This is a genomic window from Streptococcus sp. 29887, assembly GCF_032595075.1.
GTDB classification, from domain to species: Bacteria; Bacillota; Bacilli; order Lactobacillales; family Streptococcaceae; genus Streptococcus; species Streptococcus iners.
The window spans coordinates 1-10,787 of record NZ_CP118736.1 but is presented as its reverse complement, the minus strand read 5'-3'; the positions used below and the strand labels follow the sequence as shown (position 1 = coordinate 10,787).

Genomic DNA, 10,787 nt, shown 5'->3' with positions numbered 1-10,787 from the left:
AACTTTTAGCTCCTTTGTTCTTTTTAGCCTTTAAAAAGATAGGCACCCCCGCCCCGCTTCTTTTTACTGGTTTTATTATAGCATTCGCCCGCTCGCTAGAGTTGCGGGCGTGTGCTCTTAATAGTCTTAATAGTTTTAATAGTATTGAAAATTTTGACCCCTTAGAAAGTCAGTAATATCAAGGGTTTACAAAATCGCTTGCTGTTCGCATTATATGCTTTTGCTGTTCGCATTATATGCTTTTGCTGTTCGCATTATATGCTTTTGCTGTTCGCATTATATGCTTTTTTATAAAAATCGGGCTAAAATCTTTACGATAATAGCCCCTGTTTTTAAAGGCTTGTTTTCGTCTTCTATCAGCAAGGCTAGGCGGGTTGCTATGTGTTCTGGGATAGCGCCTTTTCCCATGCTGTACTTTTTAGCGGTATCTTGGGCGACGTCTAACAATGTTGCTACCTGCGCCCACGTTAAGCCGTTACGTGCCTTGTATGTTCGTAAAGCGTTTCTAAGTTCTTTTTGAGTTTGTGCCATATAAAAAGCTCCTTTGTTGTGTGACAAAGAAAGCCGTTTCTGATAGAATAGATTTCAGAAAAGGTTTCTTTTCGTGTGTGCCTTGTCCTTTGTTTTCCAGACGTCGGGACGGGCTTTTTTTATTTTTCAGCGTCTAAAAGTTCTATACCTCGTAGCATTGCCTCAGACTTAGTAAGCCCCTTTTTAGTGGCTACTTCTTCTACCCTGCTAAACTCGCTTTCAGTAACTTTAACAGTAATACGCCTGCTTTTGGGGTTGTCGCTTTTAGGTCTACCTCGTTCAGCCATTTCTTCACCTCTTTTCTATATATCGGCTGTACCTATATTATATAACAGTACAGCCATAATTTCAACCCTTTTTTATAAAATTTTACAAAAAACGCCCCCTAATAATGTCTGAAAACGTCCATTTTTGGCTCTCTGCGCGTGTTTTTGTGTACTCTGGTATAAATGGCGTACCGCTCGTAAAACGTCCTACAGCGCTTATTTTGGGGGCTACAGCTACTATATTCTACTGTACTTTACTGTATTTTAGCTTGATACAATAAAAACGCCCTTTTTTAAGGCGTTTATTTTTTCTTAAATAGTCTAATGTAGTCTTGTTTGCTATGGATAATATCAGAAACAAACACGGCTTTTTTATCCTCTAAAATGTGATAGAAAGCTAGGTAGTCCCCTAAAACAATGCAACGGGTATTATAGGGCGGGTAAATGGTTTCCCCTACTCTTTCATCTGCGTTAAATCCTGCTTCTGGGAAAAGCTCCAGACGCTCTAAACCGTAAAGGATATTATTAACGGTGTTAGCCCCTGCCTGTTCTGAAAAGTAAGTAGTCTCAATATAGTTTTTTATCGCCTTTAGTTGATCTTGTACGGTTTCAGGAATAATAAGGCTATAGTTTTTGTTGTCAGATACCAAGGTTAGCCCTCACTTCGTTAGCGTTATATACTCGCCCATTTTCTAAATCGTCAAAGCTCTTAGCAATTTCAGCCCGTAAGCCTGCAAGTAATTCAGCCCGTTCTTTATCGGTGTCAGTCTCAAATGGTAGGGCTTTATTTTCTACGATATTTTCTAAAAACAAATTAAAGCTAGCGGTCATGTCAAGGTTTTGGGCTGTGATAATCGCTTTAGCTTTCTCTAATAGTTCGCTGTTGGTTTTAAAGTTAACCTGCGTATTTTTTTCTAAAACGTGCATAGTAGCACCTCCTTTCTGATATTATACCACTTTAAAATATATCTGTATAGTCGCGTATAGTCACGCGCATTCTTGTATAGATTGTATATGTGTATACTGATAAATGTATATCCAATAAAAAAGGGTAGCTGTTAGGCTACTCCTCTTTTTTTGTATCTGTCTTTTTCGCTTTCCTACGTGCTGTAGTTTTGGCTTTTTTAGCTTCAATCCGCTGTGTTGGATCTGGTGCGCCTAGTATGTCAAACTTTATGTATAGCTTGCTAAATGTTTCATAGTCTGCCATTGCTAACTGTTTCTCTGTCAGTGGTACGCCTTTACTGTTGCTGTATTCCCAACTAATAACCCCGTCTATAGCGTCTAGCGCCTTCTCTAAGGCGTTTTTTATACGTCTGCCCCATGCTCTATCAGTTCCCATAACTTCGGTTATTGTTGGTATTTCTGGGGTGCTTTCAAGCAACTTAGCAACGCTTATAATGTTAGAAGTGCCTTTTTTGTGGTTGTTGTCTATGCTGTGGTGTAGCGCTAATTTACGGGCTATAGGGTAAGCGTTAGGGTTACGCTCGCTAATAGCTAGTAGGTCTAACGGGTACTGCATAATGTAAGACTGGTTTAAATAGTAAGCCATGCTAGTAGTAAATGTAAATGAGGCTACGCCTCGTTTTATTCCCTGTGCTTCACAAAGTCGCATTTTAGCATAGTCTTCCACTTTATCCCTACTCTTTTCTTTCCACTTAAAAGATATGCTGTAAAGCGTGTCTAATTCATCTTTTAAACGTCTTCTTATTTGATCGCGGGTGCTCTTACTATTTGGGTTAGCTACTCCCAAATACCCCATATAATCATCTATAGAAAATGTAACGGTATTTTGTAAGTTAGCTATATCTTTGTCCCTGTAGTGGTTGATTTTGGCTAAACCCACCGTTAAAAAGTCTAGTAGCTTCACTACCCCAACTTTAAGGCTTTTCTTGTCTGAGTATTTCTCTATAAAAACCTTAACGTCCCCATTTTCTATAGTAGCCTCGTTATTTGCAAGCGGGTTAATTCTGGTAGGTACTGCATTACGCCCAATTGTAGCAAGTGTGTTAGTAACTGTTCCATTAAGCATAGGGGCAAAGATAGGGGCTTCTATTTCTTCAACGTGTAGCCCTGTTGTGATGTCTAATCTGGGATCTATACTACGTGTTAATAAATCAAACGTTTTAGGGGTTTCTTTTTTATTCATTGCCTACCCCCTCTATCAGTTCTTCTATGATGTCTAAATTTGGGTGTTTTTTGTTGTCAAATGCTTCTAAGTCATTGTCTAAAATACTATTTAACGCTGTTATTCTATCTTCTGGTATTTTCAATTTATCAAGGTCAATAGGTTTTAAACAGCCATTAAAAAGCTCTAGTTTAGCTTCTAGGTTATCCGTCCATGTAACAATGCTTTGATTTTGTAAAAACTCTTTAAAGATTTCTAAGGTTCCATTAACTGCGTTGATTAACTCTATAGTCCCTCGCTCTTGTTCTTTGAGTGTTGCAAAGTCTTTTATATTAAGGTTGTTAGCTAAAACATCTACAACGGTATTAAAAGCTAATAAACGGATATAAGCGTCTTTAATCTGTTTCCGTTGGTAGTTTAAAATAGCCTGTTTTTCTTTATCTGCTATAAGGTTTTCTAGGTTGTCATTTTCAGCGACAAGATCCATAAGCCCAACCTCGAAAAAGTTCCCAAAAATTGGCTTATGTTTTTCTGACTTTATCAGAACCCCGCGCCTTGTTATGTCATGGTCTACCATGCTAGCCCCTTTTGCGGTTTCTTTAAAACCGACCAAATCTATTTTATAGGCTTTTTCTGCGCTAATAACAGTTTCGCTAAAATCTTTAAAATCGCTAATTTTAGGTATTTCTTCCCCTATTTTAGATAATGCTACCTGTATAATATCGCCATAGTGTTTTTTTAGGAATTTTTTGTCACGGTCTTTTATCTCTTTATCCTCTAAATTGTCAGTAACCCACAAATCAAAAGCGTAAGGAAAGAAAAAACCTTCTTCTAAGCCGTCTTCGATTAAGTCGGCAAGCGTCACGCCTTCGCTATATTCTTCTTCCCCTAAAAGCTGGTTAAAGTGTTTTATAATCTCTTCTGAAGCGTGTATTTTCGCTAATTTATCCAACTCTTTTTTAAAAGTTGTTTGTTTTTTTGGGTGTTCTTTATATTCAAAATAAAGGCGTTCTAAAGCGCTGTCTATTAGCTCTCCTAAAGTTAAATCGCCATGACTTTTTAAAAAGTCAGTTAAAGCGTCCGATACTTCTTTATCGTATTCTTCCTGCGTCATAACCAAGGGGCGGGCGTTTACGTCTGCTAGGTATTGTTCTGCTGTATAGCTTGCTTTAATAGGCAACATATAGCCACGTATAGCAGACTGAAAAGAATAGTAGTATCCTGTAGCCCTAACCCCTTCTTTTTCTAACCATTGCCCTAAAGCGATATAGCGGTTAAATATAGATATGCTATGTGAGCCTTCTATTTCGCTTACCATGTTATCAAGGCTAGCCTGTGAAAAAAGGGGTTTAGGGTCTTTTTCCCCCGCTAAGGCTCTAGCGTAGATATGTATAACGTTGGATAGGACTAACCGCCCAACTTCTGCCCCTGTCAGTTTTTTATTTCTGATAAGGCTATCCAGTCTATTTACCATTTTTATCCTCTCCTATTCAGCGTTGCCCTTAACTCGTCTAACTGCGCCTGCAACTCTACAGCGTCAAATGCTTTTAATAGGTTTGCTAGTATGGTGCTTTCTCTATTAGCCTGTTCTTGTGATACTTCCCCACGTTGTACGCGCTCTAGCAAGCTCCCTAGCGCTTTTAAAATGTCTTGCGCGGTCATTTGTTCACTAAAATCTGTTACAGCGCTCGTATGCACGTATTCAGCTTTTAAAGCCTCGGTATATTTTAATTTAAAGTCTAGCAACTTCTCTAAAGGCACTTCTGCAAGGTCTGCCTGATCCAATGTATTGTCTATTCTATCTAGTATGTCTCCTAGCTTCTTAATGCGGGCTTCTTTAGTCATGTAGTACGTGTCGTATAACTCGTTTAGTTGCTCCTGCTTTAAGTCTGCTATAGCTGTCTTTAATTCTTTTTCCCACGCGCTACAAGTTGACTTACTAATATTTAACTCTTTGGCTATGTATTCAAATGTTTTCCCCTGCGCTCGTAGGGCTATAAACTCTGTTTTAGTCTCTTGGCTCTTCATTTGTCCCCACATTCTTTCTGTATTCAATAATCATATCGCTAGCTTTTTCAAAGGCAAAAAATCCTAAACCTAAAGAAAACGGTGCGCCCACTATTTCTAATACCTTTGTCCATCTGTCCCCAAGTTCAGGGGCAAAGTAAGCTAGTGTTCCGACCCCTATAACTATAAAAAATAAAATTAGCGCTCCCAAATCTGTATTTTTCACTACTTCACTTTTTTCTTTTCTGCTATTCGCCATGTTAATCTACTCCTTATTTTTGGTGTGTTTCTACTTCCGCTAATACTAATTTCCAGAAATAGAAATATTTCAGCTAGCTAGTTATAAATGCTTTTACCTAGCCTTTTTTCTTTGTGCCGTGTTCTATAAAGTCTTGTAAATTTGTTTCGCTTACTCGCCAATACTTACCCATTTTTACGGCTTTTAAGTCCCCGTTTTTTATGTAGTTGTAAATTGTCCTGCGTGTAACTTTTAAAATGCCTTCTACTTCTTCTAGGGTGTATGTGTTTAAATTTGCCATTTCTTACTTCCTGTTCTTTAGTTCGTGATATTTTGAAAGGAACCATACAACTAACATAGTAATAGGTATTATCGACGCCAAGAAAAGCGCTAAATTAAACGGCATATGCATTACATAAAACGCAAACAAAAACATAGCAAATGCAGAAATACCGCCGATTATCAAAAACGTTTTTAAATTTTCCATTATTTCACTGCCTCCTCTAGTAATTCGTGTATCAAGTTATTTACGCTAGTTCCTTCTTCTACTGCGCGTGTTTTCAGTAGATCATATAGACTAGGTTGCATTAGCAACTGTAACCGCCTGCTTTTCTTTTCTATGTACGCGGGGTTTACTTTGTAACCCTCTGGGGCTGTCTCTTTCTTCGGTTGTTCAGCGTCTTGGGTACTGATAAATTGTAAAGCGGGGTTAGCTATGCTTGAAAAGTCTTTCTTAGCCATGTGATCATACTCCTTTAAAAAATAATGTCTGTTTCTATTTCTTCTACTAGCGCTGTATAGTCTTTGCTAGCGTTGCTCTTTGGTGCGTATGTGTAAAGATTTTGCTTGATTGCCTGCGCTTCTTTAACGGCTATATTTTCGCGTATACGGGTTTTAAACACTTTTGTATCTAATTGCCCTGCTGTGTTCTCTAATAGGTCTGTAAGTTCTTTAGTGAGCGTTGAGCGTGCGTTATATCTAGTTAATACGATACCTAGCACTTTTAAAGCTGGGTTAGTGTACTTTTGCACCACTTGGATAGTGCTGTTAAGCTGTGAAATACCCTGTAAGCTGTATATGTCAGCTTGTGCGGGTATAATAGCAAAGTCGCTAGCGGTTAAAGCGTTGATAGTCAATATTCCTAACGCTGGCGGGGTGTCTATGACTATGTAATCATAATTATTAGACTTGCTAACAAACTCTAGCGCCTCTTTCAGTTTATACTCTTTTCCTGTTGATGTTAAAATACTGTCTGCCCCACTTAGTGCGGGTGTGCTTGGTATAATGTCCCCTAGCTCTGTGTGTTGTATCTCCTGCGGGGCTGTTTCTGGCCTCTGTAAAATGCCTAGCGTGTTATAGCCGTCTGTATTCCCGTTAAGTGTGTAACTAATATTCCCTTGTGCGTCCAGATCAATAAACAGCACGCTATACTTTTTAGCTTGTAAGCCATGCCCTAAAGCTAGGGCGGTTGTGCTTTTACCTACCCCGCCTTTCTGATTGATAACAGTTATAACTTTCATTGTTAACCCCTTTTATGTTGTGTATGTGTTTGTGTGTATAGTAATATCTGTATGTTTAAAATATAGCACTTGAAATAGCGTCACTACAGCCATTTTTAGCTTGATCTAGTGCGTGGTTATAAATCATAGTTGTATTTAAATTAGCGTGCCTAGCAAACTGTTGCACCTCTGTTATTTCACGCCCTGCAAGTAAAGCTAGTGTTATTGCTGTATGCCGTAGGCTGTGAGCTGTTAACCTCGCGCTGTCATACCCTGCGTTTCTTAGGGCGGTTTTTACCACCCCGCTAACAGTACGTGTAGTAATTCGCTTACCTTTGCTATTATTGCTAGTGCTTGTAAACAGCGGTTGCCCTTCTTCTACGTTCTCACGCGCTTTTAGGTATGATCTAATAGCTTTTTCTACTGGTGCGCTAATCTTGATATACTCGGTTTTTTCCTCGCGCCCTTTACCTTGGATATATAATACAGTGCTTTCCCCTACTGTTCTTAGGTCTTCTACGTCAGCTCTTGATACTTCTATAGTGCGTAGCCCCCCTGTAACCATTAAAGAAAGTATAGCGTAGTTTCTTAGCCCTTCCTCGCTGTCTGTTTGCACTCCTGCTAGCACCTCTTTAGCCTGCCTGCTTGTTAGGTAGTCTTTTTTGTGGTTTTTGTCTAACTTAGCCCCTTTAACATGTTCGGCAATGTTTGGGTATAGTCCTTCTTGTGCTGTCCATTTAAAGAATATTCTGGTAGCTGTGATGTAGTTTTGTACGGTCGTAGGTTTTAACCCGCTCGCCTTCAAGTCGTCCCTAAAGGCTAGTACGTCTTCCCTCTGCGGTTTTCTAATACCATGTACGCCTATATAGTTAAAAAACTGCCTTAGGGCTTTTGTGTATGTCTCTATTGTCTTGGGGCTAGCGTCTAAATAGCTAATAAATCTTTCAAATGTATCATAGGTTATAGCGGTTGTAACAGCTAACTCTTGCCCCCTATATCCTACTGCTTGTAATTCGTTCATAGCTTTTTACCCTTCTATGTGTATACTGTTGTGTGTATATACTTATCTGTATCTATTATACCGCCTTTTCCTTCTCTTATCAAGTGTTTATTTTCATATATGAGTATATCATAAAAACATAATACTACATAATAAAAGCACCCATTTTACTAGGTGCTTCTGTAATGATCTATAGACTGTCTAGGCGCTTCTGGTGCGCTTGTATCGCTCTTTTTAGCCTTAACTGGTCTGATATATCGCTAGCCTCTTCCAAGCTCTCTATGAGCCGTTTTAGGCGTTTCTGCGTCTCTTGTTTCTCTATCTCTACTGCGCGTGGTTTCCTAAGCCCTACGCCGTAAACTGACTGTATAGCCTCTTTGCTACGCGTCATTAAATCGGGGTCGTTGGTGGTTAATGCTAAGCCCTCTACAGCCTTTAAAAATAGGTCGTATATGTCCTGCCCCTGCTGTAAGCCGTGGTTAATTTCAGCTACTATGCTTGTCGTTAGCCTTTTATTTGCTTGATACTCTTTTAACACGTCCGCGCTTATTGCTAGCTGTTGTTTTCTATGGTCTGCTTTTCTCTGTAAGCTCTGCGCCTCTGGTTTGCTTTCTGCGGGCTTTTTAGGCGCTCTGGGTAGTTCGCTATAGTCTGTTGTTATAGACGTGTCTGCGGGTTTCTTAGGGCTTCCTATGCTGTCTATTTTGCTAAAATCTAACTCCATGTAAGCACGCTCCTACTCACTCTCTTTTCGCCTTATCTCTACTAGGTCGCTACCTTCTACGGGTATAACTTCGTACTCTTCAGTGATTGCTTGATGTTTGTCTGTCTCGCTATCGCTTTCCGCTTGTATATACTTTGGCGCGTCGTTTTCGACAAAATAATTAAACATAGGGTAAAACTCAAACGGCACTTTATCCCCTGTTTTTCCGTTACGGTTTTTCAGGATCACTAATTCAATCTCGCGGGGGCTTTTGCTTTTCGCCTCTGTTGCGTCAAAATCTTTCTGCCCTGCTCCTTTGAGCTGTAGCCCTATAAGTATGTCGCTAGAGTATTCTATAGCCCCGCTTTCTTTAAAGGCTTGCATGCTAACAGCGTTATTGTAATTGTCGCGGTTAAAACTAGAGATACCTATAACGGGCGTTTTAAAGTCCCTGCTTATTCGTTTTAACTCCATGACTGCCTTGTCTGTGTTTTGCTTGTCTGTCGCTCTCTCGTTCGCGGGTGCTAGTATTTGTAAATAGTCTACGATAACTAAGGGGGTGTTACCTGTATAACGCGTATGCTTTTCTACTGTCGCTCTGATTTGGTTTACTCCTAAATCTCCTACGCCCTCTGTTATGTAGATGTGTTTGGCATAACCGCTGTAAGTCTGCACCGCGTTTTTAATAAGCTCTCTTTCTGTGCTGTTGTACTTTTCGTACCTATTCCCCGCTGTGATACCTCTGACTGTTTTAGCGTTCTTCATTTCCCCGCCTGTTTGCAATACTTCCATAACAGTATGACGGCTAATACTTTTAGCCATAATTTCAGCTCTAGCCATTTCTAAGCTAAAAATAAGTACGTCATGCCCTCTACTTGCTACTTGGTCTGCTATCTGGGTAACTAGGGTAGTTTTACCTAAAGATGAAATAGCCCCCACAATATAAAGCCCTTCATAAAAACCGCCGTCTAAACATTTATCCAGAATAGGAAAGCCTGTAGAAATGCTAGGGGTGTTTACGCTGTCTGCAATACCGTTTAGAAAGTCCTGTATGTAGTTATCTGTTGATGTCTCTAAATACTTCTCTTTGTCGTCTCTAGCATTCTTAATAGCGTCTTCAACACGCGCCGTAAAGACTTCTTTATTCTTTACAAGCATTTCATTAGGATCTTTTACTGCGCCTTCTGTAAGCACCGCTATAGTGTATGGTGTCTTTTGTGCCTGTAAAAGCCCCTCTAGTTCCGCTTGTGTCTTCCTGCCTCTGCTGTCGTTGTCTAGCGCTAGAATTAAAGGGCGCTCTAGTTGCTTATCTCTAACCATTCCTGCTAGCTTCTTAGCGTTGCTGGTACTCCCTAACGCTACAGCTACCCCGCCTACTTCCATAATGCTAAGCGCGTCTATTTCTCCTTCTACGATAAAAATAGGTTTATCCAGATCATCTATAAAAGCCCTGCCGTTAAAAATATCGCTCCCGCCTACCTTTGTTTTTGCGTATTGCTTTTGATAGTCTGGTATATTGTCGCGGGTGTCTCTCGCTAAGTAGCTTGTCTGCGTTACGGGAATAATTAAACGGGGGCTCCCTGTTACGTTTTCTGGGGCGTTTGGGTGTTTCCAATTTTCTACGTAGCCAATTTTAAAGCGGTCTAATATCGCCTTGCTTAGCCCTCGTTTTTCGGGGTAGTTAGTAGCCTGTATGTTGTCATTAGCTTGTTTGTAAAATGCAAGATAGTTCCCGCTTGTTGGTGTGTGTATACTGTTATGTGTATCTGTATTTTGTGCGGTTTTATCTTGGTTTTGGTACTCTCTAGCGGGTGCGTCTATAGTCATATTAAATAACTCTCCTGCTCGTGTAAGTTTGCTGTTATAGTCATCTATGCCCTCTACGTAGCCTATTAGGTCTAGTGTGTCTCCGCCTTTGTCGCATGCAAAGCATTTCCAGCTATTACCGTCTGGGGTTATCGTAAAAGCTCCTGTAGCATTTCTTCCTGTACCGCTACCACAAAGCGGGCAAACATAGGCTTTTTTATTCCCTTTCCTACTATGATCTGTAATGCTTTCTACGTACTCTGTTAAGCGCTCTTTTACTGCTTCTGTTGCTGTCTGTCTATTCATGTTTTACCCCTCATCATCTAGCGGGTTGTTGCTAGGCTTGAAAATATCGCTATAAATACCGTCTACGTCTAATACTTTTATTAGTTTTTTTATATTAGGCTGTAAGGTGTTGTTATTGTAATACGGTATACCTATCTGGTTTAATACCCTTAATAGGTTTGCTATGGTCGTCTCTGCGTTCGCTAGTGACTGTATTAGCGTCTCTGGGTCTGTTTTCCCCTCTGCTAGTGCTAACTCTGCCCTGTGTTCAGAATAACGGATAAAAAACGCCTCACTAGCTTTAATGTATTCTTCATTCGTCAT

General features: G+C 40.0%; 15 protein-coding genes. All 15 read right to left on the bottom strand.

Annotated features, from left to right (window positions below):
* Nucleotides 1–288 precede the first annotated feature (288 nt).
* Nucleotides 289–531: a hypothetical protein gene (locus PW252_RS11275; RefSeq protein WP_316716866.1), complete on the bottom strand. Its 243-nt coding sequence runs from the start codon at nucleotides 529–531 to the stop codon at nucleotides 289–291.
* A gap of 119 nt (nucleotides 532–650) precedes the next feature.
* Nucleotides 651–818, bottom strand: coding sequence for a hypothetical protein (locus PW252_RS11270; protein WP_162841234.1), 168 nt, complete (start codon nucleotides 816–818; stop codon nucleotides 651–653).
* Between the two features lie 281 nt (nucleotides 819–1,099).
* On the bottom strand, nucleotides 1,100–1,447 hold the full coding sequence (locus PW252_RS11265) for a type II toxin-antitoxin system RelE/ParE family toxin (RefSeq protein ID WP_024402546.1): 348 nt from the start codon (nucleotides 1,445–1,447) through the stop codon (nucleotides 1,100–1,102).
* Nucleotides 1,437–1,724 carry a type II toxin-antitoxin system RelB/ParD family antitoxin gene (relB, locus tag PW252_RS11260; protein WP_105156095.1) on the bottom strand — a complete coding sequence of 96 codons (288 nt, stop codon included), beginning with the start codon at nucleotides 1,722–1,724 and terminating at the stop codon, nucleotides 1,437–1,439. The genes PW252_RS11265 and relB overlap by 11 nt, the downstream gene beginning before the upstream one ends.
* Nucleotides 1,725–1,860: 136 nt before the next feature.
* Nucleotides 1,861–2,946 carry a RepB family plasmid replication initiator protein gene (locus tag PW252_RS11255; RefSeq protein ID WP_248051672.1) on the bottom strand — a complete coding sequence of 362 codons (1,086 nt, stop codon included), beginning with the start codon at nucleotides 2,944–2,946 and terminating at the stop codon, nucleotides 1,861–1,863.
* Nucleotides 2,939–4,399, bottom strand: coding sequence for a hypothetical protein (locus tag PW252_RS11250; RefSeq protein WP_316716865.1), 1,461 nt, complete (start codon nucleotides 4,397–4,399; stop codon nucleotides 2,939–2,941). The genes PW252_RS11255 and PW252_RS11250 overlap by 8 nt, the downstream gene beginning before the upstream one ends.
* Before the next feature lie 2 nt (nucleotides 4,400–4,401).
* Nucleotides 4,402–4,953: a helix-turn-helix domain-containing protein gene (locus PW252_RS11245; RefSeq protein ID WP_105156092.1), complete on the bottom strand. Its 552-nt coding sequence runs from the start codon at nucleotides 4,951–4,953 to the stop codon at nucleotides 4,402–4,404.
* Entirely contained in the window at nucleotides 4,934–5,191 is a 258-nt protein-coding gene (locus tag PW252_RS11240) for a hypothetical protein (RefSeq protein ID WP_248051678.1), read from the bottom strand. The genes PW252_RS11245 and PW252_RS11240 overlap by 20 nt, the downstream gene beginning before the upstream one ends.
* 97 nt (nucleotides 5,192–5,288) lie before the next feature.
* Nucleotides 5,289–5,471 carry a helix-turn-helix domain-containing protein gene (locus PW252_RS11235; protein WP_248051679.1) on the bottom strand — a complete coding sequence of 61 codons (183 nt, stop codon included), beginning with the start codon at nucleotides 5,469–5,471 and terminating at the stop codon, nucleotides 5,289–5,291.
* Between the two features lie 185 nt (nucleotides 5,472–5,656).
* Entirely contained in the window at nucleotides 5,657–5,911 is a 255-nt protein-coding gene (locus PW252_RS11230; protein ID WP_248051681.1) for a hypothetical protein, read from the bottom strand.
* A 14-nt stretch (nucleotides 5,912–5,925) separates the two neighbouring features.
* The gene (locus PW252_RS11225) at nucleotides 5,926–6,690 is read right to left on the bottom strand and encodes a ParA family protein (protein ID WP_248051682.1); all 765 of its coding nucleotides are present in this window, start codon (nucleotides 6,688–6,690) and stop codon (nucleotides 5,926–5,928) included.
* A 55-nt stretch (nucleotides 6,691–6,745) separates the two neighbouring features.
* Nucleotides 6,746–7,690, bottom strand: a complete 945-nt coding sequence (locus PW252_RS11220) for a tyrosine-type recombinase/integrase (protein ID WP_024402555.1) — start codon at nucleotides 7,688–7,690, stop codon at nucleotides 6,746–6,748.
* A gap of 169 nt (nucleotides 7,691–7,859) precedes the next feature.
* The gene (locus tag PW252_RS11215; RefSeq protein ID WP_248051667.1) at nucleotides 7,860–8,393 is read right to left on the bottom strand and encodes a hypothetical protein; all 534 of its coding nucleotides are present in this window, start codon (nucleotides 8,391–8,393) and stop codon (nucleotides 7,860–7,862) included.
* A 12-nt stretch (nucleotides 8,394–8,405) separates the two neighbouring features.
* Nucleotides 8,406–10,484, bottom strand: coding sequence for a DnaB-like helicase C-terminal domain-containing protein (locus tag PW252_RS11210; RefSeq protein WP_248051669.1), 2,079 nt, complete (start codon nucleotides 10,482–10,484; stop codon nucleotides 8,406–8,408).
* Between the two features lie 3 nt (nucleotides 10,485–10,487).
* Entirely contained in the window at nucleotides 10,488–10,787 is a 300-nt protein-coding gene (locus tag PW252_RS11205; protein ID WP_105156088.1) for a hypothetical protein, read from the bottom strand.

Coding starts and splice junctions, on each gene's coding strand:
- PW252_RS11220 (WP_024402555.1), bottom strand. CDS start 7,690: ATGAACGAATTACAAGCAGTAGGATATAGGGGGCAAGAGTTAGCTGTT.
- PW252_RS11235 (WP_248051679.1), bottom strand. CDS start 5,471: ATGGCAAATTTAAACACATACACCCTAGAAGAAGTAGAAGGCATTTTA.
- PW252_RS11205 (WP_105156088.1), bottom strand. CDS start 10,787: ATGACGAATGAAGAATACATTAAAGCTAGTGAGGCGTTTTTTATCCGT.
- PW252_RS11250 (WP_316716865.1), bottom strand. CDS start 4,399: ATGGTAAATAGACTGGATAGCCTTATCAGAAATAAAAAACTGACAGGG.
- relB (WP_105156095.1), bottom strand. CDS start 1,724: ATGCACGTTTTAGAAAAAAATACGCAGGTTAACTTTAAAACCAACAGC.
- PW252_RS11255 (WP_248051672.1), bottom strand. CDS start 2,946: ATGAATAAAAAAGAAACCCCTAAAACGTTTGATTTATTAACACGTAGT.
- PW252_RS11215 (WP_248051667.1), bottom strand. CDS start 8,393: ATGGAGTTAGATTTTAGCAAAATAGACAGCATAGGAAGCCCTAAGAAA.
- PW252_RS11275 (WP_316716866.1), bottom strand. CDS start 531: ATGGCACAAACTCAAAAAGAACTTAGAAACGCTTTACGAACATACAAG.
- PW252_RS11225 (WP_248051682.1), bottom strand. CDS start 6,690: ATGAAAGTTATAACTGTTATCAATCAGAAAGGCGGGGTAGGTAAAAGC.
- PW252_RS11230 (WP_248051681.1), bottom strand. CDS start 5,911: ATGGCTAAGAAAGACTTTTCAAGCATAGCTAACCCCGCTTTACAATTT.
- PW252_RS11245 (WP_105156092.1), bottom strand. CDS start 4,953: ATGAAGAGCCAAGAGACTAAAACAGAGTTTATAGCCCTACGAGCGCAG.
- PW252_RS11210 (WP_248051669.1), bottom strand. CDS start 10,484: ATGAATAGACAGACAGCAACAGAAGCAGTAAAAGAGCGCTTAACAGAG.
- PW252_RS11270 (WP_162841234.1), bottom strand. CDS start 818: ATGGCTGAACGAGGTAGACCTAAAAGCGACAACCCCAAAAGCAGGCGT.
- PW252_RS11240 (WP_248051678.1), bottom strand. CDS start 5,191: ATGGCGAATAGCAGAAAAGAAAAAAGTGAAGTAGTGAAAAATACAGAT.